This is a genomic window from Lactobacillus pasteurii DSM 23907 = CRBIP 24.76 (genome assembly GCF_000297025.1).
GTDB lineage: Bacteria > Bacillota > Bacilli > Lactobacillales > Lactobacillaceae > Lactobacillus > Lactobacillus pasteurii.
Genome location: NZ_CAKD01000020.1, coordinates 144,666 through 170,009, shown reverse-complemented (window position 1 = coordinate 170,009; position 25,344 = coordinate 144,666). Strand labels below are relative to the sequence as shown.

Below are 25,344 nucleotides of genomic sequence, written 5' to 3'. Positions count from 1 at the left end.
GAGAGCTAATGCCCTCAAAACTAAACAAAGTTTCTCAGTGTGCTTCCGTACCTTGCGGATTCTCTTAGTATCTCTACTCTCCTCCGCTTTGGCTTCCTTAGAAAGGAGGTGATCCAGCCGCAGGTTCTCCTACGGCTACCTTGTTACGACTTCACCCCAGTCATCTGCCCTGCCTTAGACGGCTCCCTCCTTACGGTTAGGCCACCGGCTTTGGGCGTTGCAGACTCCCATGGTGTGACGGGCGGTGTGTACAAGGCCCGGGAACGTATTCACCGCGGCGTGCTGATCCGCGATTACTAGCGATTCCAGCTTCGTGCAGTCGAGTTGCAGACTGCAGTCCGAACTGAGAACAGCTTTCAGAGATTTGCTTGCCTTCGCAGGCTCGCTGCTCGTTGTACTGCCCATTGTAGCACGTGTGTAGCCCAGGTCATAAGGGGCATGATGACTTGACGTCGTCCCCACCTTCCTCCGGTTTGTCACCGGCAGTCTCATTAGAGTGCCCAACTCAATGCTGGCAACTAATGACAAGGGTTGCGCTCGTTGCGGGACTTAACCCAACATCTCACGACACGAGCTGACGACAGCCATGCACCACCTGTCTTAGCGTCCCCGAAGGGAACTCCCAATCTCTTGGGATTGCGCTAGATGTCAAGACCTGGTAAGGTTCTTCGCGTTGCTTCGAATTAAACCACATGCTCCACCGCTTGTGCGGGCCCCCGTCAATTCCTTTGAGTTTCAACCTTGCGGTCGTACTCCCCAGGCGGAGTGCTTAATGCGTTAGCTGCAGCACTGAGAGGCGGAAACCTCCCAACACTTAGCACTCATCGTTTACGGCATGGACTACCAGGGTATCTAATCCTGTTCGCTACCCATGCTTTCGAGCCTCAGCGTCAGTTGCAGACCAGAGAGCCGCTTTCGCCACTGGTGTTCTTCCATATATCTACGCATTCCACCGCTACACATGGAGTTCCACTCTCCTCTTCTGCACTCAAGAAAGACAGTTTCCGATGCAGTTCCTCGGTTGAGCCGAGGGCTTTCACATCAGACTTATCTTTCCGCCTGCGCTCGCTTTACGCCCAATAAATCCGGACAACGCTTGCCACCTACGTATTACCGCGGCTGCTGGCACGTAGTTAGCCGTGACTTTCTGGTTGATTACCGTCAAATAAAGATCAGTTACTCTCTCTATCTTTCTTCACCAACAACAGAGCTTTACGATCCGAAAACCTTCTTCACTCACGCGGCGTTGCTCCATCAGACTTTCGTCCATTGTGGAAGATTCCCTACTGCTGCCTCCCGTAGGAGTTTGGGCCGTGTCTCAGTCCCAATGTGGCCGATCAGTCTCTCAACTCGGCTATGCATCAATGCCTTGGTAGGCCTTTACCCTACCAACTAGCTAATGCACCGCGGGTCCATCCTTTAGCGACAGCTTGCGCCGCCTTTCAAGCTCTAGCCATGCAGCTAGAGTTGTTATCCGGTATTAGCACCTGTTTCCAAATGGTATCCCAGACTTAAGGGCAGGTTACCCACGTGTTACTCACCCATCCGCCGCTAGCTTGTATCTATGTCCGTTCCGAAGAACTTCTATAGGCAAGCTCGCTCGACTTGCATGTATTAGGCACGCCGCCAGCGTTCGTCCTGAGCCAGGATCAAACTCTCATTTTTTATAAAATAATAGTTCTTTAAGATCTTTGTCTCAAAATTTATTGCTTGCGAATTGACTTCGCTTATTTTTTGTTTGGGTTGTTACACCCGCACACTTTTAGCGAAACTTTGTTCAGTTTTCAAAGTACTAGCTCGTCTGCTTTGTAGCAGACCGCTTTTTTATTCTAGCAGATGTCTTCTTGCCTGTCAAGAAGTTTTTTCATCCCGCCGATCGAGCTCTTTGTCTTGCGCCCGACGACAGTTAAATATATTACTCGCTTGTCTTCCCTTTTGCAAGTCTTTTTTTCAACTTTTTTCAAAAGATTTTTGAAAGACATTTGAGAAACAGCTCTGTCAAAAGCTGACCTAATTAGATTACATTACTTGTCTTTAAATATCAAGTACTAATTTAAATTTTCTTATATTATTTATTCTTCAAAACATGTTAGAGTTATTCTATAAGCTTTTAGAAGAGGTGTTTATTATCAAAAAATATGATCTAGCAATAATTGGAGCTGGCCCTGTCGGTTTATATGCTACTAATTATAGTCAGCTACATGGATTAAAAACTGTTGTTTTTGATTCTTTAAGCGAAATCGGTGGACAGCCACGGATGCTTTATCCTTTCAAAACTATCCTCGATATTCCAGCGATTGCTTCTATCTCTGGTGAGGAGTTAATTTCTAACTTGCAACTTGATGCTTCAATCAACTTGGTCTTGAATCATGAAGTTAAATCAGTAGAAAAAACTGAAGCAGGTTTTACAATTGATGACGACTATCAAGTTAGGAGCATCATCATTGCCACTGGAAACGGCGCCTTCAATCCGCGCAAGTTCCCAGTAAATTTAGACAAACAAGCAGAAAAGCATGTTCACTACTTTGTCAAAGATCCTACTATCTTTGCTAATCAAAAAGTTGGTGTATTTGGCGGTGGAGATTCAGCACTTGACTGGGCACTAGAATTAGCAAAAACGGCTAAAGAAGTTACCCTTATTCACCGTCGCAATGAATTTCGCGGTCTTGAAAGCAACCTGGCCAAATTGCAACAGACGGATAAGGTTACAGTTTTAACGCCATTTTTGCCAAAAGAAGCTGCTTTAGTTGATGATCAGCTTGAAATTCTACTCAAAGAAGTTGGCTCGCAAACAGAAAAGCGGGTCAAGTTCGATCAAATTGTGGTAGCTTATGGCTTTAAAGCTAACAACCGCTTTGTCAAAAAATGGGGCGTAGAGCTTGATGGGGCTAATATTGCTACTCAAGCAGAAATGAAAACCAACATAGATGGCATTTATGCAATTGGCGATGTAGTTTCCTACCCTGGCCGAGTACCAATTATTGGCGTTGGTTTTGGCGAAGCGCAAGTTGCTATCAATTCCATCATGCGGAATCTTTTCCCAGAAAAGAGTTTAACCATTCATTCAACTAGTCTTTAGGTAAAAAAATGAACTTAATTGATTTTATTCTACATATCGATAGCCACTTGGTTAACATTGTTAACATGTTTGGCATCGGAAGCTATTTTATTCTTTTTGCAATAATTTTTATTGAAACTGGCTTGGTCATCTTCCCTTTTCTTCCGGGCGATTCATTAATCTTTGCTGCTAGTGCCATGGCCGCCAATCCCCGCTATCATTTGAATGTCTTTGTCATTTATCTGATTGTGGCTTTAGCTGCTATTCTTGGCGACAGCATCAACTACGAAATCGGGGCTTGGTCTGCTAGAACTGGGGAAAAATATTCCTGGTTCAACAAATTGATCAATAAAAATCATCAAGAAGCAGCAGAAAAGTTCTTTGAGAGGCATGGTTCGATTACAATTGTGATTGGACGTTTTATTCCGTTCATTCGAACTTTTGTACCATTTGTTTCTGGCGCAAGCAAGATGCATTATGGGACTTTCGTCAGATATAACATTATCGGTGGTTTGCTATGGACTGGGCTATTCACTTTAGTTGGCTACTTCTTTGGCAACATCCCCGTCGTTAAAGACCACTTCTCCCTGATTGTCCTTGGAATTATCCTTGTGTCCGTTTTGCCAATCTTGATTGTTTTCCTAAAAAAGAAAATCACACTAAAAAAAGAATTCCACTAAGGAATTCTTTTTTGTTTTAATAATTGACTGGCAAAAAACGCCTCATAAACTAGGCCAGCTGCGACAAAGCAAGCGGCAAAAAAGCCTTCAGTCAAGACATTGATAATTGGATCAGTCGCTGGATTAAACAGCCAATTGCTATTGGTAAACAATAAGTGATGAAACATGATAAAGAAGCGATCAAAATTAGTCAGTGCAACTGGCAAAACTAACAGTGGCAAAATTGCCAAAGTCAAACTCCATTCTTTTCCTAAGTGAAAGGAATGGCTTTTTCGATTGAACAGATAAATTGCCAAACAAATGATAAAAACTAAAATCGCTAATAAAAACAGTCTCTTACAATCAGCAAAGTGCTGGGCAGCATTAGCCGAAGTCGGTAAATCATCCATCTTTAGCTTATTTTGAAAAGGCCAAATCAAATACCACAGCAATTGATTGTAATTATGCATCAATCTCATCACGGATAAATTAACTAGCTCGTTGCTTTTTTGGACTAAAACAAAGACCCAAAGTAGCGGCCAGCTAAGGGCAATCGATGCTACGACACTGCTAGAGAGGGCAAATAAAAATTCATAGATTACTAAAAATGGACTTGCTATTTTTTGTTTCATAGTTCGTACTCATCCAAATCATTCACGACAATAGTTGGCTGACGCTTATCTTGTAAGTCAGCTCTTTGAGTTACGCCAGTTAAAGTCAAGAGCTGATCAACTTGACTATTGAAGCCGGCGGAGATATCTGTTTGGTAGTTGTCGCCTACTATTAGAGATTCAGACTTTTGCCGATTGATCTTCTTGAGAGCCATATCGACAATAATTGCTTCAGGCTTGCCGATGTAGAAGGGCTCTTGCCCCGAAGCTACTGCAATCATGGCACACTGGGAGCCATTTCCTGGGATCAATTCATCCCCCAAAGGCAAATTCAAATCAGCATTGGTGCCGATAAATTTTGCTCCATTGCGAATTGCTCTAGTTGCAACGCGAACTTTGTTATAGGTTAAATCTGTATCCATCCCGACAATTACGTAATCTGGCTGGTCCTCGCGGTATTCAAATTCTGGTCGCTGCAAAATTTCAGTCCAAAGGCCAATCTGTCCAATGATGTAAACGCCAACTGGACGCTTAGGATTATGAGATAGCAAATATTCTGCTGTGGCCATACTTGGAGTATAGACGTGATCTTTGTCAGTGACAATGCCATGTCCTTTCAACTTGTCGACTACCATTTGCGGAGTTCTGGTAGTATTATTGGTCAAAAATAGGTAGTCCTTGCCTTTTTGGATCAATCGTTTGACAAAACGAACGCCCGATTCGATTGTATCTTCTCCGCGGTATATTGTTCCGTCTAAATCTATTAGATAAGCTTGATAATCTTTCAACGACCGATCTATCCTTTCTTCTTAATCACAAATGAACGTCCATAGCTTTTCTTTTTCTTGCTGGTAATGGTTTTCTTCTTTGGAAACTTCGTCTTATGGACTCTTCTCTTTTTAAAACCACCCTGCAAACTGCTTTGATAATGCTTGCGCTTTGGTCTTGGCCTTTCTGTCTTTGGATGAGTAAAGCGGTGAACCGGAGAAATCAACTCCAGCACAAAATAAGCACCACCCGGGTTGCAGTATTCAATCAAATAATCTGCAATGGTGCTTTGCTTGCGGTCGATTGCGGTTTTGACATTATCACGATAAAAGCCTTTAAGTCTTAGGTGCTGGCTAGAAATATCGCCAACAATAAAATCGTATTGATCCAAATATGGGTCGTACTTTTTTCGCAAAGTTGCTTCATCGATTGCGCCGTTTTTATCAATTACGATTCGATAAAGCTGTTTGTTGATTTTGATCGTATTATTGTTATCATCCCTAACAACAACTGCTAAGGGGTGGCGCAATGGTTGTTCTTGCTCAAATTTATTTACAAGCTCTTCTTGCATTAACTACTCTCACTTCCTAATTGGGTATTTTTGGGAAAGGTATTCTGCCACAACTTCACGCAGAAATTCTGGGAACAAGAGTTCATTATCTCCAACAATTGCTAAAGTTGGGAAAAATGGCACCAAAATATAGTGATCCAGACAGGCAATCTCATATTCCTTCATTGGATCAATTTCTTCTCCATTGATGTAGACCATCCGCTTGTGCATGTCGACGCTAATGCCCTTGTAGTGCATTTGGCCAAAAATCTTCCCTCTAAAACTCATCCCCTGCAATGGGAATTTATCGAGGTAATGGCGGTTTTTTTCAATTTCCATGACTAAACGCCACAAGTCGCTACCCTTCAAAATGGATCTAACCACGTGCATGGGGTGTGGCAAGGCCTGCTGGAGGTCAAACATAGTTATCTTGCCAGCTTTAAAAGGCGTCAAAAATAAACCTGAACTCAAAATTGCCAAATCGACGTTAGCAAAATCCGCAATCGCATCCATTGAAATTTCGATTGCTCGATCCTTGTCATCTTCAAATTCTGCTGGCAAATCTGCAACTTCAATTTGTTCAAGTAATTCTTTGCCCTTTTTATAATAGCTAGAAATAAGCTCTTCATCGCCTGGCTCTTCTTGCAAGGCAGAAGTCGGAATAGTCGTTGGGGAAATTTGGACGATATGATGGTCTTCTAAATCCATTTGAATGTCGCCAATAAACTTGCCCCACTTGCCAGTTTGAGTAATCCAAGTTCCATCAACTAATTCACCTTCAGGCAACAAATCATGACTATGTCCACCAACAATCAAGTCGACCTGTGGATAATTGCGAGCCAGCCATCGGTCCATATTCAGGCCAACATGCGTTAATAAAATGAGCACGTCATATTGGCCTTCAATTTGAGGCAAAATCGCATCCATGGTATTGGCTAGCATCTTAACATGCCAGTGATTTGGCCCATAAGTCATTGGATAAGCAGCAGTTAGGCCGATCAAAGCAATTCTGGTGCCTTTTTTAGTGGTTAAAATATGCCAATTCTTGGCCCAATGAGGCATTGATTCATCCTCTTCGCGCAAATTTCCCAAAACAATCGGATACTGAGCATGGTCAAACAAGTGTTCCAAAACTCGATGCGGATTAGATATTCCTTCATTATTGCCAATCGTTCCGGCTGTATAATGGAATGAATTCATCATTTCAATGTTAGCCTGTCCTTCAGTAGCATCGCTTAAAGGATGAGAGCGATCCATAAAGTCTCCAGCATCAAAAGTAAAGACTTCATCGACGCTAGGATCAGCTTGAGCTTGTTTGAAATAGCGTCCTATTTTAGGGAATTGTTCAAAATGTGAATGTAAATCATTAGTATGTAAAATGCGAATTTTTTCCATTGTTTCACCTATTATCCGATATGATTTGCCTTCAAAACTGCTCTAAAGGCATCAAGCACTTTTCCTTCTGGCTTATCCCATTCCACCCATTTAGGATTCTTCCAGTCATGTTCATTCAAAAGCGTCTGCAAATGATAATTCTCATTGATATATTGCTCATAAACGATTAAAGGCTTGGTTCTGGCAATATTCACCTGCAAAATTTTAACTTGCTTAATCACTCCGCGATCAGCAGCTAGTTCTGCGATGCCATTTTGATCGATATTAGAGATTTCATAATATTTGCTGCCATCATTTCTGGTAATTTCTTCGATTAAATCTAAAGCTTGATATTGCTGCTCCATTATCACTACACCCATCTATTCAAAAATTATAAAAAAATAGAAAAAACTTCGTAAGCATGCTATCGTTATAAACAACAGAGGTGCATACGAATTGAAAAACTTAAAGCGACCATTTTTAGTCATTTTCTTTAGTTTGATCTTTATGATCTCATCGGGCTTTACAGTAGTTGGACACCGAGGAGATCCAACAAAATATCCGGAAGAAACCATCCAAAGCATTAATTCCGCCTTTCATTCTGGTGCCGATTATGTTGAACTTGATCTGCACTTATCTAAAGATGGCGTTCCCGTAATATCCCATGATGATGATCTTTTCAGAGTTACTCATATACATAGAATTGTATCACAAAATGACTTTCGGTCATTAAGTCAGCTCCAATACGACAATGGCGAGCATGTTTTGTCCTTGTCAGAGCTTTTAAACTATTATCAAAAAAAGCCAAATACTAAGTTTATCCTAGAAACCAAGATTGATCATTCACTAGATAAGTCTTACGAACTAGAAGACAAATTAGCCTACTTGATCAAGCACTACCACATGGAAGATAGAATAATCGTTCACTCTTTTTCGGCAGCTAGTTTGTTTTATTTGCATAAGATTTTTCCAGAACTAAAATTGATCTTCATTGTTGGCAGCTTAAAGCGAATCAACTTCAGCATTATTCCGCAAGTATCTGGCGTCAATATTGCTTCGGACTTAATTCGCGATCACCCTTGGGTTATTCACTGGCTGCACCGCCTGCACAAGAAGGTATTTGTTTGGACTGAGATGGATGAATCGCCTGATTTATGGCAATGGCTCATCAATAAAAATGTCGACGGCGTGGTAACTAACTTCCCTGAACTAGGTTACAAGTATAAACTAGCCAAATCCGGCACTTCCAAATATGAGATCAATCGCCCAGGGATTTACTTTGGCATCAAAAAAACTGCCATCATGATGAATCCTTATGTTCGAATCAAAGAAAAAAGATACGTTTATCCAGGCGAAAAGTTAAATGTCATGTATGGCGTCAGAATTGATGATCGGCTCTATTATCAAATTGCTCAGAAGACATTTATTTCAGCTGAATTTGTCAGCTTGGATTTGACGCCTGAAGATGTCCGCGTTTACCGCCAGAAAAAAGTAATCGATAAGCCTGACAAGAAAGTTTATATCTATAACCACCCTAATAATTTGGCTAAGAGTACTCGCATCCTGCCAGCTGGCAAGCAGTTCAAAATTTTAAACTTTAACGGCAGTCCCCGTAGCTTATGGATCTATACTAATGCCGGCTGGGTCAAAGCAAAGGATATCTTGTTTTATGGCTTCTTTGATTCAGAGTCAATCAAAGCCTACAGCCAGCTTAGGCGACTCAACCGCTACAACAACATTGCTTTATTAAAATTCAAATTGCCCGTTCAACCTGAATTTAGCTACAGTCAAAAGATGCAAAAAACTTACCGGATTATTTACTAATAGAAACTAAAAAAGATTCACCGCCTGGGTGAATCTTTTTTGCTTAATTATTCAATGTACTTTGCTTCTTAACCAATTCGTATGGCAATTCAATGTTAACTTCTTCAACTTCTTCATTGTTCATCAACTTGGTCAACATTCTCATGGCAACCGCACCAATATCGTAAAGTGGTTGCTTAACAGTTGTCAAAGCAGGACGAACAACAGAAGAGATTTGTGTTGCACTAGCAGTAATAATTTCGAAGTCTTCTGGCACTTTAGCACCAGCATCGATTGCGGAATTCAAGATACCAACTGAACTGCTATCGCCAGTTACCAAAACGCCGTCAACGCCATCTTTAATTAACTTAGAATACAAATTGTAACCATCTGAGTAGTCGCTAATGCCAGTGTAGATTCTTTCTGGCAAGTTGTGGTCAGCTACGAATTCCTTGTAAGCTGGGATTCTGTGTTCCTTGTTAACTACAGCTTCAGCATCCCCAACTACCAAGGCCAAATTCTTCTTGCCATCGTTTAAGAGCAAGTTAAGAGCTTCTGTCCCAGCCTTCTTGTAGTCGATAGTAACTGATGGAATATCTGTCCGGCTATCCTTAGTTCCGGCCAAAACAACTGGAGTTGAAGTCCGCTTAAATGCTTCAACTGCTTCGTCGGTCAAGCGGTTTGACATGTAGATAACACCGTCAACTTGCTTGTTAAGCAAACCTTGAATTACTTGTTCTTCTTTCATCAAACGGTTTTCGATACTTGTGATGATAATGTTGTACTTGTAAAGCAAGGCGATATCATCAATACCCTTTGACAATTCAGCAAAATACAAATTAGTTAGCTCAGGAACGATCAAACCAACAGTGGTGGTCTTCTTTGAAGCTAAACCTTGTGCGACTGCATTTGGTTGGTAGTGCAATCTCTTGATAACTTCTTCAACACGTTCACGAGTTTCCTTGCGAACATTGCTGTTGCCATTTACCACTCGGGAAACGGTAGCCATAGAGACCTTGGCTTCACGAGCTACATCGTAAATTGTTACTTCTTGTTTATGCATCTTATTTCACCAATTCTTTTAAAAATACTCTATATTACTCTATCATATAATACACCAAAACTGCAAACGTTTACAGCTTTTCTTTCATTTTTTCATGGTTTTTAAGCAAAAATTACATGGTATACTTGATCAATAGAGTATATTTCAGAAAGGATTACGACAGAATGAACTTAGATAAATTACAAACTTGGTTACAAGACAACGATTTAGACGTTGCTTACATTTCTAATCCAATTACTATTGCCTACTTTACTGGCTATACAATGGAACCACATGAAAGAATTTTTGCTTTATTGGCATTTAAAGATGCTGAACCTTTCGTCTTCACTCCTGCTTTAAACGTAGAAGAAGCAAAGGCTAGCGAATGGGATGGCGACGTATATGGCTACTTAGACTCAGAAAATCCATGGGCCTTGATCGCTGATCACATCCGCCAAAGAACTAATGAGTACTCAAAATGGGCAATCGAAAAGTCTGACTTGTCTGTTGCTCACTACCAATTCATGCATGAACAATTTGCTGATGCTGACTTTTCTAAAGACGTATCTGGCTTCATCGAACATATCCGTTTATACAAGACTCCAGCTGAAATTGAAAAGCTAAAGGGTGCTGGTGCTGAAGCAGACTTTGCCTTCCAAATTGGTTTCAACGCAATCAAGACTGGCGTTACTGAAAGAAGCATTGCTGGTCAAATCGATTACCAATTGAAGTTGCAAAAAGGCGTTATGCACCAAAGTTTTGAAACTATTGTTCAAGCAGGTGCAAACGCAGCTAACCCTCACCTTGGCCCAACTATGAACACAGTTCAACCAAATCAACTTATCTTGTTTGACTTAGGTACAATGCACGAAGGCTACGCTTCAGACTCAAGTAGAACTGTTGCTTATGGTGAACCAACTGACAAGCAAAGAGAAATTTACGAAGTTAACCGCGAAGCTCAACAAGCTGCTATCGATGCCGCTAAACCTGGTATCACTGCTAGCGAATTGGATGCTGTTGCCCGCGACATCATCACTAAGGCAGGATATGGCGAATACTTCATCCACCGTTTAGGCCACGGTATTGGTAAGAACGTTCACGAATATCCATCAATCGTTGGCGGAAATGATTTAGTGCTTGAAGAAGGCATGTGCTTCTCAATCGAACCTGGTATTTACATCCCTGGTTTTGCCGGAGTAAGAATCGAAGACTGCGGTGTCGTAACTAAGAACGGTTTTGAAACCTTTACTCATACTGATAAGGCATTGAAGATTATTCCATTAAGCGACTAATTTCCAAATCAAAAAGCGCTGAGAACTTTAATTCTCAACGCTTTTTTGTTATGACTTGTCGTTAGTTTTGTTCTTCTGTTTGATCATGATTTTCTGTTTCGTCATCCTTTTCAGCATGACTTAAATCATCTGCAGAAGAATTTTCTACTTCGCTAGTTGTATCTTGGCTCTCCTTTGAATCGTCAATGACGATGTCATCGAAATCCTTCAATTCAGTGTCATCATCTACACTCTTTGGGAATGAAGCCAATTGGTTCTTAACGATTTCAGTACCGTTGTCGTATTTCTTCTTCAAGTCTTGAAGGTGATCGTTGTCCTTGATCTTCTTTTTTACGTCATCAAGTTGATCATCATCAACTAATACTGAACCTGCTACAAAACCAACTGCAGCACCAACTACAGCGCCCAATAAGAAATGTGAAAACTTACTCATAAGTCATTCTCCTTTGTTTAATCCTTGCCTTTGCGGCGTAAATGTCTTGCTAATAAAGCAGTGACCACTGATGAGACAACATTTGTGCGACTTAATTTGGCGCTGTTGAATCTCTTAACCATCTTCTTGGAAGAGGCATTGATTTCTGATACGCTTTCGCCCAAATCAGCAGCAGCCTTGACAACTGGATCGATAGTTTGCATCTTGCCATTGACATCTGCTAGCAAAGTATTAGTCTTGTCAAGCAAGTCGCTGCTTTGCTTCATCAATCCATCAAGATCTGTAGAAAGTTCCTGAATTGATTTATTAGTAACTTTAATTGTCTCATTAACTTGGTTTAAGGTCTTTGACGTCTTAACAATTGTTGGAATTAAAAATAATACCAATAGTAAGAACGCAACTGCCGCAATTAATCCTGCTAAAGCAGCATATGAAATTTCCATCTTGAACCTCCATTAATAACACCTAATGCAAGTCTAGCATGAAATATGTATATTCTCAATAAGTAGGCGCTTAAATAAATTGGAAATGGCCCGCTTTTTCTGTAAAATATAAGCAAAAATATCTAAGGGGAATCTTATGGAAACACTGCTACATTTTAGCAATAAAACACTTGCGCTTAATTGGGACAAAATCACCAGCCATTTGCTTGAAACGGCTTGGCAACTATTACTAAGTACTCTGATCTTTTATTTGATCTCGCATTTTGGAAAGAAAATTATCAAACGCTACCTCTTATCCAAAAAGGTTAACGTCAAAAACAAACGAACTAGAACTATTACTGCACTGATCAATAGTACCTTCCAATATACTGTAATTTTCTTTTACTTATTCGGCGTCTTGTCAATCTTGGGCATCCCCGTTGGAACTCTGCTAGCCAGTGCCGGAATCTTCTCACTAGCTTTAGGTATGGGAGCTCAAGGATTTGTCAGTGACTTAGTCAATGGATTTTTCATTCTTAGCGAAGACCAATTCGATGTCGGCGATACTGTCTTGATCAATAATCAAATCGGAACTGTAGTCCAGCTTGGCCTTAGAACTACTAGACTTAAGGCCTCTGATGGGTCGCTCATTTTCATCCCTAACCGCAATATCACTATCGTGCAAAATCTCGCCCACAATGCAATGAGCTTGACGATTCCACTTGAGCTTGATGCAGGAAATGACTTCACTAAAGTTACTTCAATCATCAAGAAAGTAAATGGCGAAATTGTCCCAGAGAAAAAGACCATCGTTTCTGGTCCAACCATTGTTGGGATAACTGGGCAAAATGGCGAAAATGTCACCTTTAGCATTTTCTTCAAGGTAAAACCAGGAAAAGAAAGCAGCATCCGCAACCTCTATCTTTCCCATTATCTTAAGACTTTAAAGGAAAACGATATTGTCCTAGCCAAAACTATGCCGATCAAACCAAAATAATTCACAAAAAAGCATCCTATGCCAGTTAGACTTAGGATGTTTTTATTTTTGGTTTATTATTTTTGCAAGGCACGCAAACTTGCACCAACAATATTTTCAATCATTCTCTTTCGGTGAACTGTCTTAGGAATGACAATTAGCTCCCGCTCAATTATCCAGTGCAAGATAATCTGGCTAGTGGATTTACCATATTTATCAGCGATTTTCATGATAACTGGGTTATTAAAGATATCGCGTTTTCCTTCTGCAAAAGGTGCCCAGGCCTCTACTTGGACATGATCTTGCTGATTAAACTCAACTGCTTTATTTTGCTGAAACCATGGCGAGACCTCAATTTGGTTGACTGCTGGCTTAACTCCGCTCATTAACTCCAAGTCCAGCAAGCGATCAGGCGAAAAGTTCGAAACTCCAATCGAGCGAACTTTTCCAGCCTTTTGCGCCTCAATAAATGCCCTCCATGCTCCAGCAATATCGCCATAGGGTTGGTGAATCAAATATAAATCCAGATAATCTACTCCAAGATTATTTAAAGATTCATCAATTCCTAGCTTGGCCTTTTCATAGCTGGCATGGTCGACCCATAATTTAGATGTGATAAAAATTTCATCCCGAGCAATTCCGCTCTTTTTAATCGCTGCTCCAACTGCTGTTTCATTGTAATAAGCTGCAGCCGTATCAATTCAATATGAATTTTACTTATTTTTAGTTAGTGATTAGTTGGCGTTTATTATTCTACTATGCAAAATAAACATTTTAAAATTCTTATTTTTTATATCATTATGCAATTTGCGTATAATAGCAAGATAAAAAAACTTCTTGCATCTAACAAGAAGTTTAAGTCTTATTCAAATTGAGCTAGCCAGCTTGGCAACTGCTCAAGCAAGGCTACAATAGCTCTACCGCGGTGAGAAATTTCATTCTTTTCGTCGGTAGTCATTTGGGCAAAAGTCTTTTGCTTATCTGGAACATAGAATAATGGATCATAGCCAAAGCCGTCTTGACCGCGTGGAACTGATAGAATTCGTCCTTCGCACTGACCAGAAACAACCAAATCCCGATCAAAATGTCCTGGCATTGAAACTACGATCGTTGTATTAAATTTAGCTGTTCTCTTTTCTTCAGGAGTTCCTCCAAGTTCTGCTAATAACTTAGCATTGTTGTGAGCATCATTATGTTCTTCTCCTGCATAGCGGGCACTTCTTACTCCTGGCTCACCATTTAAGGCATCAACCATTAAACCAGAGTCATCCGCAATTGTCGGCATACCAGCATATTCGGCAAGGGCATGAGCCTTTAATTTGGCATTAGCTTCAAAAGTAAAGCCAGTTTCGGCAACATAAGGAACTTGATCCAAATCCGCATTAGTTTTAACGATTAAATCAACGCCGGCAGTTTTGAAGGCTTCTTTAAGTTCTCTAACCTTGCCTTGATTGTTAGTTGCAAATAGTATTTCTTTCATCACAAATTCTCCGTATTAACCTGCTTTACTGGCAATTCATCAACTTCCAAAAATGATTTGCCTAAATTGGCAAATTTCACTGGATCGCCAGTCGTATAATATTCGTGAGTGGCTTCATGCGCTGGATCAGAAAATAAGTGGTCGCGCTTCATTACATTGTATGTATATTGAGCTACTTGATCAGCTGGGTCAACAACTTGAACGTTTTTACCAACGGCTGCTTCAAATTCAGCTTGAGCTAATGGATAGTGCGTGCAACCCAAAACTAAAGTGTCAAAGTCTTTGCCTGCTAATGGTGCTAGGCTAGCTTTAACTTCTGCTAAATTATCTTCGCGCTTTTCGATTAATGGCGCTAAACGCGGAGTAGCTAGTTCTGTTACTTGAATATCTGGATCTCTAAATTGCAATTGATCGCGATAAGCATGCGAATCAATCGTCACCTTAGTTGCCACTACGGCTACTTTTTTATTATTGGTAATGCGAGCTGCTGCTAAGGCGCCTGATTGAATGACACCGATTATTTGTGGGTCAACTTCTTTTTGCAGAATATCCATCGCTGCAGCTGTTGCAGTATTGCAGGCAAAAATTATCAACTTAACATTCTTGCTCAAAAGAAAATTGACGCTTCTTCTAGTTAATTCAATAACCTCTTGCGTTGTTTTATCGCCATAAGGCATATTTGCGCTATCACCAATAAAAATCGTCGATTCGTTCGGCAATTTTTGAATGACCTTTTTTACGACACTGAAACCACCAACCCCAGAATCTAAAAGGCCGATTGCATGATTATTCATTAAATTCCACTTCCTGAAAATTTTTATTTTCTACTTTTACTAGTTTACGGTAAAATAAATAAGAATAAAAGGGATGAGGGTTATATGCAAGAAAATCTTGAACAAGTCAATGAACATGTTTACTTTTTAAATCAGCTATACCGCGACTTTTTATTGCCTGAAATTCTCGGAGAAGACACCGCTACGATTCTTTACTGGGCTGGCAAGCGAATCTCGCGTCATTACAATATCAGCTCGTTTGACGATTTGAAGGAATTTTTTGAAGTTGCAGAATTCGGCAATCTAGAAAAAAAGAAAGAAAAACGCACTTCAATTACTTTTTCCTTGAACGGACAAACAGTAACCGATAGAATAAATAGCGATAATACTTTCAGTCTAGAGAGTGGAATGATCGCCGAAGCAGTAGAAAAAGAATTCGGTCGAACTACTGAGTGCGAGTTTTCCATTATCGATAAAGAAAAGAAAGTACAATTTATCGCACGTTTAAGTTAAAGAAAGTGGGAAAAATAATGATCAAAGAGTTTAAGGAATTTATTGCTCGCGGAAACGTTATGGATCTAGCTGTCGGTGTGATCATTGGTGGTGCTTTTACTGCTATTGTTAACTCTTTAGTAACCAACTTGATCAACCCTTTGCTTGGTTTGTTTATTGGTAAGATTGACCTTTCTAATTTAGTATTGAAGGTTGCTGGCGCGAACTTCAAATATGGTGAATTTATCAATGCCGTAATCAATTTCTTCATCATTGCGTTTATCGTCTTCTTATTGATTAAGGCAGTCAACAAGGTTATCAAGACCAAGGAAGAAGCTCCTGCACCTAAGGGCCCTAGTGCAGAAGACTACTTAAAAGAAATTCGCGATATCTTGAAAGCGCAAGAAAAATAATCGCTAATTATGGCAAACAAAAACCGTTGGAAAAATTAATTCCAACGGTTTTTTGTTACTGATTAATCAGTGTATTGGTCTAAGATTTGGCTTAACTTAGCCTTTGGAGTGTAGCCAGTCAAGCGGTCAACGATTTGACCATCCTTCTTGATGATCAAAGTAGGAATAGCCATGATGCCTAAATTCTTAGCAGTTTCTTGGTTTTGGTCAACGTCCATCTTAGTAAATCTAACATCTTGGCGTTCTTCAGCCAATTGATCGATTACTGGAGATTGCATCTTACATGGACCACACCAAGTTGCCCAAAAGTCAGTTAAAACGACACCAGTACTAGTTTCTTCTTCAAAGTTTTGATCTGTAATTGCATCAACCATGTTTGTTCTCCTTTGATTCAAAAATCATTTTATGAAGATAAATATAGCAGATATACTTACTTTTTACAAGTTAAATGCTTACTTCAATCGAACGATTGTTGCTCCGTTTCCACCTTCGTTGGCCGGAGCGTAGTTGAAGGCTTTGACATGACGACTGCTTCTTAAGTAATCCCAAACGCCCTTGCGGATTGCTCCGGTTCCAATTCCGTGAATAATCGTAACCGTATCAAGGCCTGCAAGCAAAACTGAGTCAATGTAGCGATCCAAATCTGTCATAGCATCATCATAGCGTTCTCCGCGCAGATCAAGCTCGCTGTGGGCATTGCTTCTTCTAACCGCACTAGTAGCACGAACCTTTTTAGCAGCTTTTTGGCCTTGATTGGAGCTATCGATTCTTTCAATGTCGCGATCTGTTACTTTGACTTTAACAATCCCCATTTGAACTTCGTAATTGTGTTCAGTCAATTTCTTAGTAACCACGCCTGTTTGGCCGTATGACAAAACTTTGACTTGGTCGCCTACATTGACATGATGACGACGCTTTTCTCGCTGCAAGACCTTATTATTAGCCAAATTATTGGCTTCTTTTTCAAGCGAATTAAGCTCGCCCTTGGCATCGATAATCTTATTCTGTTTGATCAAAGCACCATTTTTCTGTTGTTCTTCAAGCTGTTTGATAATCTGATCAGCCTTTTTGCGCTTTTTGGCAACTACTTCATTGGCACGCTCTTGTGCAAATTCTAATTGCTTTTGAACGCGTTGGTTGTACCAGTCTAAAGCATCTTGCAATTTCTTTTCCAATTGACGGCTACGAGCAAGACTGCTTTCTAGCTTGGTCTTGGCTTCTGTGGCCTTTTTAGTTTGGAAATTCAATTGCTCGATCATCTTATTGATATCAGAATCTGTATCATCCATCAATTGCTCAGCGCTTTTGACTACATCTTCGCGCATCCCTAGTCTGCGAGCAATAGCAAAGGCATTACTGTGGCCTGGAATACCAATTTGCAAGCGATAAGTTGGAGATAGACTCTTTAAATCAAATTCCATTGATGCGTTGGTCGTTCTTGGGCGGTTGTAGCCATAAAGCTTCAATTCAGGATAGTGCGTAGTAACCATAATCTTTGAATTGCGGCTTTGCAAGTAGTCTAAGATACTAATGGCCAGACTAGCACCTTCTTCTGGGTCCGTTCCGGCACCAATTTCATCGATCAAGACTAAAGTGTCGCCTTGGGCTCTTTTCATAATTTCCACGATATCATTGATATGCGATGAAAATGTACTCAAAGATTGTTCGATTGACTGTTCATCCCCAATATCCGCAAAGATCTCATTAAAGACTCCAACCTTGCTGCCTTCTTGGGCTGGAATGAACAATCCAGACTGAGCCATTAATTGAAGTAGTCCCGCTGTCTTCAAAGTAATAGTCTTACCACCAGTGTTAGGACCAGTAATTAGCATCGTATCAAAGTCATTGCCTAAATATATATCGTTAGCCACAACTTTTTCTGGATCAATTAATGGATGGCGAGCTTTAAGTAGAGAAATTGATTGATTATCGCTTAATTTAGGCTCTGTTGCCTTCATTTGCTTGGCTAATTTAGCCTTGGCTTGAATGAAGTCCAATTTGGTCAAAGAATCTGAAATTTGATTCAATGGCTCAATCTCTTCTCTAGCTAAGGCAGACAAATTTTTCAAAATTCGTCTAATTTCTTGTCGCTCTTGGGCTAGCAAGTTTTGCTGACGGTTGTTCAAATTTAGCACAGCTTCAGGTTCGACAAACAAAGTCTGACCAGAAGCACTTTGATCGTGAACAATACCACCAAATTTACCACGATATTCCTGCTTTACCGGAATAACGTATCGATCATCTCTAATGGTTACAATCGCTTCAGACAAGTACTTAGCGCTAGTTCTAACGTAAGATTCCATTTTGGCCTTGATTTCTAGCTCATTACTTCTCATGTCATGACGCAATCTTGCTAACTCGCTTGAAGCAGAATCTAGTACTGTTCCATCAAAGTCGAAGGCCTTTTTCAATTCATTAAACAAAGTCAAAGGAACGTCTAGCTGGTTCAAGATCGCTTCGACCGGACCTAAATCCATCTTTTCCTCTAAGTCTTGCACATAATGATTCACTTCATTGGCCAAGGTCAATACAAGCAAAATATTGCCCAATTCTTCCGCATTCAAGTTTGCCTTAACTTTAAGCCTTTTGGTACTTTCTTCAACGGAATTGAAGTCAGTCAAAGGCAATTGTCCTTTAAGTCTGAGCATATTGGTCAAAGCTAAAGTTTGCTTCAAACTTTTTTGAACTTGGTCATAGTCACTATTGGGCTTTAAATTCTGCGCAAGATCATGAGCAGGCTTAGTAATTGCCAAGGCAGCTAATTGCTCTTGTATTCGCTCAAATTCTAGTATTTTTAAAATTTTTCCGTTCATTTCTTCACCTTCTATCGATCAGCTATTTTTAAGATAGAAAAAGCAGAACTAGGTACAAAACTAATGTTCAATCTAGAGCAATACTTTTGTCCTATCTCTGCTTTTAGAAGTTTATTCTAGTTAACTTAATTGCCACTCAAACGGTCATCTTCAAAGAATGTGTTCAACACGCCATCAACCATGTCCCATTCTTCATCTGAAGTAATTTCATGTAAGTCGCTACTGATTACTTCACCGTCTTCATCTGCGTCGTAGCTGAAGGCTTGTACTTCGATTTCTTCATCTTCACCTACAGCAGCTGGGTAAAGCAAAACGTAAGATTTATCATAATCATCTGAATGGAAGGTAAACAAGATTTCGTATAATTCTTCGTTACCGTTTTCGTCGACTAAAGTGATTTGACGATCCATATCATCATCACCATAAATTTGCTCTGACATATTTAATCCTTTCGGTTGGAATCTAAGTAGCTTTGCAAAATTAGAACCGCAGCCATCTGGTCAACGACTTCTTTGCGTTTTTTGCGATCGTGCATTCCGGCTTCTTCAACTAAGATTCTTTGAGACTCAATTGTAGTCAACCGTTCATCGCAATAATGAACTGGCAAACCAAACTTTGCAGTCAATTTTTCACCAAAGTTTTGGCTTCTTTGAACTGATTCGCCTGAACTGCCATCCATATTTTTTGGTAAACCCAGCACAAATGCTTCTGGTTCATACTCGCGGACAAGCTTCTTCAATGTTCGCATGCCAAAATTATGGCGTGATTCATCAATCTCAATCGTCATTAACCTTTGTGCTATAATTCCGAGCTCATCGCTAATTGCAACACCGACAGTTTTACTGCCTACATCTAAACCAATAAGTCTCATTACTTATCTTTACCAAGATAGCTCTTGACAAGTTCTTCAATGATCTCGTCGCGCTCATGCTTAAGAATCAAATTGCGAGCATCATTATGCCGTGGAATATAAGCAGGGTCTCCAGAAAGCAAGTAACCTACAATCTGGTTTGTTGGGTTATAGCCCTTTTCTTCGAGAGCATTGTATACATCTTGCAGAGTATCATACACATTCTTGCCTTTATTATCATTAAAGTCAAAATGCATCGTCTTATCTAACGAACTCATAATTATTCCTCCTGACACAATTTTACTTGAAAAAAGAGCTAAACTCAATTAATTATTTATTAGAAATTTTTTCAAGGACAGCCTTGATCGCATCTTCAATTCCTGCTGGGTTCTTACCACCGGCTTGGGCCATGTTTGGACGGCCACCACCGCCACCACCAAAGATTGGGGCAGCAATTTTAATCAAATCACCAGCTTTAAGGCCTTCATTCATCGCAGTATCGTTAAGGCTGATGATCATGTTAGCCTTATCTTCGCTCTTAGCTGCTAAAACCAATACGTCTGACTTAGCTTGGCTCTTCCAGTTGTCGGCTAATTCACGCAAGTCCTTCATACCTTCAACGTTAGCAACAGTAGCGATAACTGACAAATTGCCAATAGTCTTAACATCATTGAAGAGTTCCTTAGACTTAGCTTGGTTAATTTGGTTGTTCAATTCTTCAACGTGCTTTTGACTAGCGTGAAGGTCAGTTTCAATTGAATCAATCTTAGTAAGGATTTCTTCTGCCTTAGTTGCCTTAACCTTGCTTTGGATTTCATCAACTAATGCTGAACGGTTTGCCAAGAATTCATAAGCCTTCTTAGAAGTTACGGCTTCAATTCTTCTCATACCAGCCCCAATTGCGGATTCTGAGATGATCTTGAAGATACCAATTTGGTTAGTGTTAGCACAGTGAGTACCACCACAGAATTCAGTTGAAAAGTCGCCCATTTGAACAACACGGACTTGATCGCCGTACTTGCCGTTGAACAAGGCCAAAGCACCCATCTTCAAACCAGTTTCTGGGTCAGTGATTGTAGTTTCAACATCAATTGCATCCCAGATCTTTTGGTTTACCAATCTTTCAACGCTCTTAAGTTCAGCTGGAGTCATTGGGTCAATTGCAGTAAAGTCGAATCTCAAGAAGTCTGGATCTACTAATGAACCGGCTTGGTGAGTGTGTTCGCCCAAAATTTCTCTCAATGCTGAGTGCAACAAGTGAGTGGCTGAGTGAGAGTGACGCAAGCCTTCACGACGTTCGCGGTCAATCTTCAAGACGTATTCTTGACCCTTTTCAAGTGGCAAGATTACTTCAACATAGTGAAGGTTTTGATCGTTTGGTGCGTGTTGTACGTCGTATACAGTAGCAACTAATTCGCCATCTTGGTTGTAGATGTTACCGTGGTCAGCAACTTGTCCACCACGTTCAGCGTAAAATGGAGTCTTGTCAAAGACCAAGATTGCTTCTTCGCCTTCAGCCTTATCAACTAGTTGGTCGTTGACAATGATGTCGATCAATTTAGCATGATCTTCTTCATAAACGCCGTATTCAAATTCTGATGCATCCTTCAAGTTCATCAAAGTTTCGTCTTGTGAACCCATTGATTGCAAGTCGCCACGCGCATTTCTAGCTCTTTCCTTTTGAGCTTGCATTTCAGCATCAAATCCAGTCTTATCAACGCTCAAACCAGCATCTTCGGCAGATTCAACAGTCAATTCTAGTGGGAAGCCGTAAGTGTCAAACAACTTGAAGGCATCCTTACCAGCGATGGTCTTTTCGTCTGAATTCTTAGCACGGTCGATCAATTCATCAAGCAATGTCAAACCACTATCAAGAGTTGCTTGGAAGCGATCTTCTTCGTTCTTGATTACCTTAGCAATGAATTTTTCTTGGTTCAAAACTTCTGGGTAGTGGCTCTTCATAATTTCGCCAACAACCTTAACAAGCTTGTATAAGAATGCTCCCTTGATGCCTAAACGTTGACCGTTCAAGTCTGCACGACGGATCAATCTTCTCAAAACATAGCCACGACCTGAGTTTGATGGCAATGCACCATCACTAATTGCGAAACTTACCGCACGTACGTGATCAGCGATGATCTTGAATGAAGTGTCATCAGCAGTGTTGTCAGCATACTTCTTGCCATCAGTCATTTCAGCAGTAGCCTTGATGATTGGCATGAACAAGTCAGTTTCGAAGTTAGTTGGAGCATCTTGTAAGATTGAAACAACACGCTCTAATCCCATACCAGTATCGATGTTCTTGTGTGGTTGATCAACATAAGTACCATCTGGCAAGTGGTTGTATTGTGAAAATACGATATTCCAAATTTCAAGGTAACGAGCGTTTTCACCACCAGGGTAGTTTTCTGGATCGTCTTCAGCAACGTCGTTGTTTTCTTGACCACGGTCGTAGAAAATTTCAGTATCAGGGCCACAAGGACCTTCACCGATATCCCAGAAGTTGTCTTCTAGCTTAACGATGTGGTCAGCAGGCATACCTGCTTCTTGCCAAATTCTGTATGAATCAGTGTCTTTTGGATATACAGTACAGTAAAGCTTTTCCTTTTCAAGACCAAGCCACTTTGGACTAGTCAAGAATTCCCAAGCCCAAGGAATAGCATCTTCTCTGAAGTAGTCACCAACTGAGAAATTACCAAGCATTTCAAAGAAAGTTTGGTGACGAGCAGTCTTACCAACGTTTTCAATATCGTTGGTTCTGATTGACTTTTGTGAACTAGTGATTCGACGGTTCTTAGGAACTACTGAACCATCGAAATACTTCTTCATTGTTGCAACACCAGAGTTGATCCACAAAAGCGTAGGGTCATCTTGTGGTACTAATGAAGCTGATGGCATAACCATGTGACCATGTTCCTCAAAGAAGTCGAGGAACATTTGACGAAACTCTGAACTTGATAGTTTCTTCATTCAAAATATCTCCTTAAAAAAACAAAAACACCATTGCAAAATTCAAGGACGCTATACACGCGGTACCACCTTGATTGCAACAGTGCTTGTTACCTCTTTATTATCTTTACTTAATAAGCTCAAGGAGCATTCTCTAACCGATATTAGGTCTCTTCCAGCAACGGACCCTCTCTAAGAATATCTGCGTTAAAAAACATATCTTAAGCTGAAAATAATTTTACTACTTGTTGGCAGTTTGTCAACGACCTTGCTCGCGTTTCCTCTTACGGAGTCGTTTTGCCTTGCGAACTTCGTGTCTTTGTTCAATAATACGCTTCTTGCGATTGTCTTCTTGAATGGCACGCTTGATCTTCTTCTTGTAGCCTGGCTTTTTCTTTTTCTTTTCTTTTCTTACGTAGCCGACCATTCTTCCGTCTAGCTTGCGCTGACTAGCCTTGCGGTTATCACGGCTTCTGTAGTGCTTTCTTTCAACTAATTGGTCGTTTTTGATTTCGACAAAGTCAAAATGAATGCCTAAATTTTCAAGTGCTTCAATTCGGTCCATTTCTTCTTCGCGAATCAAAGTAATTGCATGACCTGGCAAGCCATTTCTACCTGTTCGGCCAATTCGGTGAACTACGAATTCCAAATCACGCGGAATTTCGTAATTGATTACCAAACTTACGCCTTCAATATCTAATCCGCGCGCTGCCAAGTCACTAGCTACGACATATTGGTATTGTCCTTGACTAATTTGGCGGATTGTTCGCTTACGCTCGCGTTCAGTAATACTGCCGTGAATCTTGGCAACCTTTAGATTTTGGTTTTGCAAGTATTCAGTCAACTCATCAACCATTTGCTTAGTATTAGCAAAAATCAAAGCCAAATATGGTTGTCCCATTGTTAGCAAGCGGTAAACAATTTGCTTTTTGCTCTTTGAACCCACATCAAGCAAGTCGTTTTTGACTGTCGGACTAATAATTGCTGGATTATCAACAATAATTTCATCAGGGTGAGCCATGTACTTTCTCAAAAAGTTTGATAATTTTACTGGAATAGTTGCAGAAAAGGCCGCAAATAAAACATCCTTAGGCAACCGAGCCGCAACTTTATCAATATCAGCCAAAAAGCCCATATCAAGGGTCATATCAGCTTCGTCAATGACAAATGTCTTAACTTGATCGATTACAAAGATCTTCTTTTCAGCAAAGTCAAGTAACCGTCCTGGCGTAGCGATAATTAGTTGTGGCTTATTGCTCTGAATCTTGGCTAATTGGCGATCTCGATCGATTCCACCAGCTAAATGAGCAATATTAATGTCTAAATGGCTGGCCTTGCAAAGAGTCTTAGCTACTTTAAACAATTGATCAGCTAATTCTCTACTTGGCGCAGTAACAATTGCTTGAACGTAGCTGGCATCCGGATCAATTTCATTCAACACTGGTACCAAAAAGGCATGAGTTTTACCTGAACCAGTAGCTGCTTGAACTACTACGTTGATCTTTGAAAGCATGGCTGGAATTACTTTGGTTTGAACTTCTGTTGGCTTAACAAAGCCAATCTTTTCCAAACCTGCCTGCAATTCTGGTCTAATTCGTGAATCTTTAAAAGTATTAATCATTATTCTTGTTGTATTCTTTAGTTACTTCAACTACTTCGGCAAAAATTTCTTTTACCTCATCCATATCCTTGGCATTAGCACCTGAAGCCAAAGCATGTCCACCACCATCGTGCTTTTCAGCTAATTGGTTGATGATTGGTCCCTTTGAGCGGTAATGTACTCTGAATGTGCCGTCTGGCTTTTCAACAAATACATTCCAAGCCTTAATATCTTTAATTCGGCCAGGAGTTGAAACAGTTACAGAAGCTTGATCGTCGCTAATGCCTAAATTCTTCAAATCTGCTTGCATCAAAACAGCATATGCTGCCCCGCATGGGTCAACAGTCATGTAATCCAAAACGGATGCTTGCAACTTAGCTTGAGCAAAGGTTACGTCACTAATGTTACGGGCAATTTCATTGATGTTGATGCCAGTAGAAGCTAATTGAGCTGCAATTTCAAAAGTATGAGCTGAAGTTTCAGGGTACATAAAGCGTCCAGTATCGCCAACAATACCAGCGTATAAAGCGTAAGCTACTTCTTTAGTCATTGGCAAATGTTCAGCGTTGATGAAGTCAACGATCAAAGCTGAAGCTGCTGGAGCATCTGGATCAACATAGCTCATGTCTGCGTATGGGTCAACGTCTGGGTGGTGGTCAATCTTAATTAGGAAATCGCCCTTGTCATAATTTTTATTAGAAATTCTTGGCGTATTGGCTGTATCAGTCGTAATTACCAGGGCGCCCTTGTAGTCATCCACATTAACTTCATCCATTGTGTTGATCCAATCAAGATCGCCTTCATCGTTTTCGCCAGCACATAAAATCTTCTTGTCTGGGAATTGCAATCTCAAAGATCTAGCCAAACCAGCTTGAGATCCAATTGCATCTGGGTCTGGACTGGTGTGACGGTGAAGAATAATCGTGTCATATTCTTGAATCTTTTGGTAAATTTCATCAAAAGTGTTTTTCATATTTTCTCCTTTA

Annotated in this window: 25 protein-coding genes, 1 rRNA gene and 1 pseudogene; 7 read left to right on the top strand and 20 right to left on the bottom strand. The window is 40.4% G+C overall.

Going from position 1 to position 25,344, the window contains the following annotated elements:
• Nucleotides 1–101 precede the first annotated feature (101 nt).
• Nucleotides 102–1,665: ribosomal RNA gene (locus tag BN53_RS04980) — 16S ribosomal RNA — on the bottom strand.
• A gap of 484 nt (nt 1,666–2,149) precedes the next feature.
• Here BN53_RS04980 and BN53_RS04975 point away from each other — a divergent pair.
• Together BN53_RS04975 and BN53_RS04970 are read left to right on the top strand one after the other, a co-directional pair.
• Nucleotides 2,150–3,079, top strand: coding sequence for an NAD(P)/FAD-dependent oxidoreductase (locus BN53_RS04975; protein ID WP_194073742.1), 930 nt, complete (start codon nt 2,150–2,152; stop codon nt 3,077–3,079).
• An 8-nt stretch (nt 3,080–3,087) separates the two neighbouring features.
• Complete coding sequence (locus BN53_RS04970) at nt 3,088–3,738, top strand: VTT domain-containing protein (RefSeq protein WP_009559826.1); 651 nt, start codon at nt 3,088–3,090, stop codon at nt 3,736–3,738.
• Here the strand turns inward: BN53_RS04970 and BN53_RS04965 are convergent.
• Genes BN53_RS04965 through BN53_RS04945 form a run of 5 tightly spaced genes read right to left on the bottom strand, consistent with a single transcriptional unit; the run spans nt 3,735 to nt 7,385 of the window.
• On the bottom strand, nt 3,735–4,349 hold the full coding sequence (locus BN53_RS04965) for a TIGR01906 family membrane protein (RefSeq protein WP_009559825.1): 615 nt from the start codon (nt 4,347–4,349) through the stop codon (nt 3,735–3,737). The two genes, BN53_RS04970 and BN53_RS04965, sit on opposite strands and share 4 nt — an antisense overlap.
• On the bottom strand, nt 4,346–5,116 hold the full coding sequence (locus tag BN53_RS04960; RefSeq protein WP_009559824.1) for a TIGR01457 family HAD-type hydrolase: 771 nt from the start codon (nt 5,114–5,116) through the stop codon (nt 4,346–4,348). Before BN53_RS04960 ends, BN53_RS04965 begins: the two co-directional genes overlap by 4 nt.
• Nucleotides 5,117–5,124: 8 nt before the next feature.
• Complete coding sequence (locus tag BN53_RS04955; protein WP_009559823.1) at nt 5,125–5,667, bottom strand: YutD family protein; 543 nt, start codon at nt 5,665–5,667, stop codon at nt 5,125–5,127.
• A gap of 9 nt (nt 5,668–5,676) precedes the next feature.
• On the bottom strand, nt 5,677–7,041 hold the full coding sequence (locus BN53_RS04950) for a bifunctional metallophosphatase/5'-nucleotidase (protein WP_009559822.1): 1,365 nt from the start codon (nt 7,039–7,041) through the stop codon (nt 5,677–5,679).
• An 11-nt stretch (nt 7,042–7,052) separates the two neighbouring features.
• Nucleotides 7,053–7,385, bottom strand: a complete 333-nt coding sequence (locus BN53_RS04945) for a hypothetical protein (RefSeq protein WP_009559821.1) — start codon at nt 7,383–7,385, stop codon at nt 7,053–7,055.
• Nucleotides 7,386–7,476: 91 nt separating this feature from the next.
• On the opposite strand from BN53_RS04945, the gene BN53_RS04940 reads away from it, so the two are divergent.
• Entirely contained in the window at nt 7,477–8,844 is a 1,368-nt protein-coding gene (locus tag BN53_RS04940; RefSeq protein WP_009559820.1) for a glycerophosphodiester phosphodiesterase, read from the top strand.
• Between the two features lie 43 nt (nt 8,845–8,887).
• Here BN53_RS04940 and BN53_RS04935 read toward each other — a convergent pair whose 3' ends face one another.
• A complete protein-coding gene (locus BN53_RS04935; protein ID WP_009559819.1) occupies nt 8,888–9,886 on the bottom strand; it encodes a substrate-binding domain-containing protein in 999 nt (332 codons plus the stop codon).
• A gap of 164 nt (nt 9,887–10,050) precedes the next feature.
• Between BN53_RS04935 and BN53_RS04930 the strand changes: the two genes are divergently transcribed.
• The gene (locus tag BN53_RS04930; protein ID WP_009559818.1) at nt 10,051–11,157 is read left to right on the top strand and encodes a M24 family metallopeptidase; all 1,107 of its coding nucleotides are present in this window, start codon (nt 10,051–10,053) and stop codon (nt 11,155–11,157) included.
• A 61-nt stretch (nt 11,158–11,218) separates the two neighbouring features.
• Here the strand turns inward: BN53_RS04930 and BN53_RS04925 are convergent, their stop codons facing one another.
• Nucleotides 11,219–11,590, bottom strand: a complete 372-nt coding sequence (locus BN53_RS04925; RefSeq protein WP_009559817.1) for a hypothetical protein — start codon at nt 11,588–11,590, stop codon at nt 11,219–11,221.
• Nucleotides 11,591–11,607: 17 nt separating this feature from the next.
• Nucleotides 11,608–12,033 carry a DUF948 domain-containing protein gene (locus BN53_RS04920; RefSeq protein ID WP_009559816.1) on the bottom strand — a complete coding sequence of 142 codons (426 nt, stop codon included), beginning with the start codon at nt 12,031–12,033 and terminating at the stop codon, nt 11,608–11,610.
• A gap of 136 nt (nt 12,034–12,169) precedes the next feature.
• Between BN53_RS04920 and BN53_RS04915 the strand changes: the two genes are divergently transcribed.
• A complete protein-coding gene (locus BN53_RS04915) occupies nt 12,170–13,009 on the top strand; it encodes a mechanosensitive ion channel family protein (RefSeq protein ID WP_009559815.1) in 840 nt (279 codons plus the stop codon).
• An 89-nt stretch (nt 13,010–13,098) separates the two neighbouring features.
• On the opposite strand, the pseudogene BN53_RS04910 reads toward BN53_RS04915, so the two are convergent.
• The 3 genes and pseudogenes from BN53_RS04910 to murI all read right to left on the bottom strand — a co-directional run.
• Nucleotides 13,099–13,689 (bottom strand): annotated as a pseudogene (locus BN53_RS04910) (aldo/keto reductase); the annotation flags it as partial.
• Nucleotides 13,690–13,850: 161 nt separating this feature from the next.
• Nucleotides 13,851–14,471 (bottom strand): XTP/dITP diphosphatase, encoded by a 621-nt coding sequence (locus tag BN53_RS04905; RefSeq protein ID WP_040537327.1) that lies wholly within the window; start codon nt 14,469–14,471, stop codon nt 13,851–13,853.
• Nucleotides 14,468–15,262 carry a glutamate racemase gene (murI, locus tag BN53_RS04900; protein WP_009559812.1) on the bottom strand — a complete coding sequence of 265 codons (795 nt, stop codon included), beginning with the start codon at nt 15,260–15,262 and terminating at the stop codon, nt 14,468–14,470. The genes BN53_RS04905 and murI overlap by 4 nt, the downstream gene beginning before the upstream one ends.
• 84 nt (nt 15,263–15,346) lie before the next feature.
• Between murI and BN53_RS04895 the strand changes: the two genes are divergently transcribed.
• Both BN53_RS04895 and mscL read left to right on the top strand, forming a co-directional pair.
• The gene (locus BN53_RS04895; protein ID WP_009559811.1) at nt 15,347–15,754 is read left to right on the top strand and encodes a YslB family protein; all 408 of its coding nucleotides are present in this window, start codon (nt 15,347–15,349) and stop codon (nt 15,752–15,754) included.
• Nucleotides 15,755–15,771: 17 nt separating this feature from the next.
• Nucleotides 15,772–16,146: a large-conductance mechanosensitive channel protein MscL gene (mscL, locus tag BN53_RS04890; protein WP_009559810.1), complete on the top strand. Its 375-nt coding sequence runs from the start codon at nt 15,772–15,774 to the stop codon at nt 16,144–16,146.
• Nucleotides 16,147–16,208: 62 nt separating this feature from the next.
• Here mscL and trxA read toward each other — a convergent pair whose 3' ends face one another.
• The 8 genes from trxA to BN53_RS04850 all read right to left on the bottom strand — a co-directional run bounded on the left by trxA (nt 16,209) and on the right by BN53_RS04850 (nt 25,331).
• Complete coding sequence (trxA, locus tag BN53_RS04885) at nt 16,209–16,520, bottom strand: thioredoxin (RefSeq protein ID WP_009559809.1); 312 nt, start codon at nt 16,518–16,520, stop codon at nt 16,209–16,211.
• 78 nt (nt 16,521–16,598) lie between these two features.
• On the bottom strand, nt 16,599–18,959 hold the full coding sequence (locus BN53_RS04880) for an endonuclease MutS2 (protein WP_009559808.1): 2,361 nt from the start codon (nt 18,957–18,959) through the stop codon (nt 16,599–16,601).
• A 125-nt stretch (nt 18,960–19,084) separates the two neighbouring features.
• The gene (locus BN53_RS04875) at nt 19,085–19,399 is read right to left on the bottom strand and encodes a DUF1292 domain-containing protein (protein ID WP_009559807.1); all 315 of its coding nucleotides are present in this window, start codon (nt 19,397–19,399) and stop codon (nt 19,085–19,087) included.
• Nucleotides 19,400–19,401: 2 nt separating this feature from the next.
• Entirely contained in the window at nt 19,402–19,830 is a 429-nt protein-coding gene (gene ruvX, locus BN53_RS04870; protein WP_009559806.1) for a Holliday junction resolvase RuvX, read from the bottom strand.
• Complete coding sequence (locus BN53_RS04865; protein ID WP_009559805.1) at nt 19,830–20,087, bottom strand: IreB family regulatory phosphoprotein; 258 nt, start codon at nt 20,085–20,087, stop codon at nt 19,830–19,832. Before BN53_RS04865 ends, ruvX begins: the two co-directional genes overlap by 1 nt.
• A gap of 52 nt (nt 20,088–20,139) precedes the next feature.
• Nucleotides 20,140–22,779 (bottom strand): alanine--tRNA ligase, encoded by a 2,640-nt coding sequence (gene alaS / locus BN53_RS04860; protein ID WP_009559804.1) that lies wholly within the window; start codon nt 22,777–22,779, stop codon nt 20,140–20,142.
• Nucleotides 22,780–23,017: 238 nt separating this feature from the next.
• Nucleotides 23,018–24,379, bottom strand: a complete 1,362-nt coding sequence (locus tag BN53_RS04855; RefSeq protein ID WP_009559802.1) for a DEAD/DEAH box helicase — start codon at nt 24,377–24,379, stop codon at nt 23,018–23,020.
• Nucleotides 24,372–25,331 (bottom strand): DHH family phosphoesterase, encoded by a 960-nt coding sequence (locus BN53_RS04850; protein ID WP_009559801.1) that lies wholly within the window; start codon nt 25,329–25,331, stop codon nt 24,372–24,374. Before BN53_RS04850 ends, BN53_RS04855 begins: the two co-directional genes overlap by 8 nt.
• Nucleotides 25,332–25,344 lie beyond the last annotated feature (13 nt).

Coding starts and splice junctions, on each gene's coding strand:
- BN53_RS04970 (WP_009559826.1), top strand. CDS start 3,088: ATGAACTTAATTGATTTTATTCTACATATCGATAGCCACTTGGTTAAC.
- BN53_RS04920 (WP_009559816.1), bottom strand. CDS start 12,033: ATGGAAATTTCATATGCTGCTTTAGCAGGATTAATTGCGGCAGTTGCG.
- ruvX (WP_009559806.1), bottom strand. CDS start 19,830: ATGAGACTTATTGGTTTAGATGTAGGCAGTAAAACTGTCGGTGTTGCA.
- alaS (WP_009559804.1), bottom strand. CDS start 22,779: ATGAAGAAACTATCAAGTTCAGAGTTTCGTCAAATGTTCCTCGACTTC.
- BN53_RS04915 (WP_009559815.1), top strand. CDS start 12,170: ATGGAAACACTGCTACATTTTAGCAATAAAACACTTGCGCTTAATTGG.
- BN53_RS04895 (WP_009559811.1), top strand. CDS start 15,347: ATGCAAGAAAATCTTGAACAAGTCAATGAACATGTTTACTTTTTAAAT.
- murI (WP_009559812.1), bottom strand. CDS start 15,262: ATGAATAATCATGCAATCGGCCTTTTAGATTCTGGGGTTGGTGGTTTC.
- BN53_RS04945 (WP_009559821.1), bottom strand. CDS start 7,385: ATGGAGCAGCAATATCAAGCTTTAGATTTAATCGAAGAAATTACCAGA.
- mscL (WP_009559810.1), top strand. CDS start 15,772: ATGATCAAAGAGTTTAAGGAATTTATTGCTCGCGGAAACGTTATGGAT.
- BN53_RS04880 (WP_009559808.1), bottom strand. CDS start 18,959: ATGAACGGAAAAATTTTAAAAATACTAGAATTTGAGCGAATACAAGAG.
- BN53_RS04925 (WP_009559817.1), bottom strand. CDS start 11,590: ATGAGTAAGTTTTCACATTTCTTATTGGGCGCTGTAGTTGGTGCTGCA.
- BN53_RS04950 (WP_009559822.1), bottom strand. CDS start 7,041: ATGGAAAAAATTCGCATTTTACATACTAATGATTTACATTCACATTTT.
- BN53_RS04850 (WP_009559801.1), bottom strand. CDS start 25,331: ATGAAAAACACTTTTGATGAAATTTACCAAAAGATTCAAGAATATGAC.
- BN53_RS04865 (WP_009559805.1), bottom strand. CDS start 20,087: ATGAGTTCGTTAGATAAGACGATGCATTTTGACTTTAATGATAATAAA.
- BN53_RS04965 (WP_009559825.1), bottom strand. CDS start 4,349: ATGAAACAAAAAATAGCAAGTCCATTTTTAGTAATCTATGAATTTTTA.
- BN53_RS04935 (WP_009559819.1), bottom strand. CDS start 9,886: ATGCATAAACAAGAAGTAACAATTTACGATGTAGCTCGTGAAGCCAAG.
- BN53_RS04875 (WP_009559807.1), bottom strand. CDS start 19,399: ATGTCAGAGCAAATTTATGGTGATGATGATATGGATCGTCAAATCACT.
- BN53_RS04930 (WP_009559818.1), top strand. CDS start 10,051: ATGAACTTAGATAAATTACAAACTTGGTTACAAGACAACGATTTAGAC.
- BN53_RS04955 (WP_009559823.1), bottom strand. CDS start 5,667: ATGCAAGAAGAGCTTGTAAATAAATTTGAGCAAGAACAACCATTGCGC.
- BN53_RS04855 (WP_009559802.1), bottom strand. CDS start 24,379: ATGATTAATACTTTTAAAGATTCACGAATTAGACCAGAATTGCAGGCA.
- trxA (WP_009559809.1), bottom strand. CDS start 16,520: ATGGTTGATGCAATTACAGATCAAAACTTTGAAGAAGAAACTAGTACT.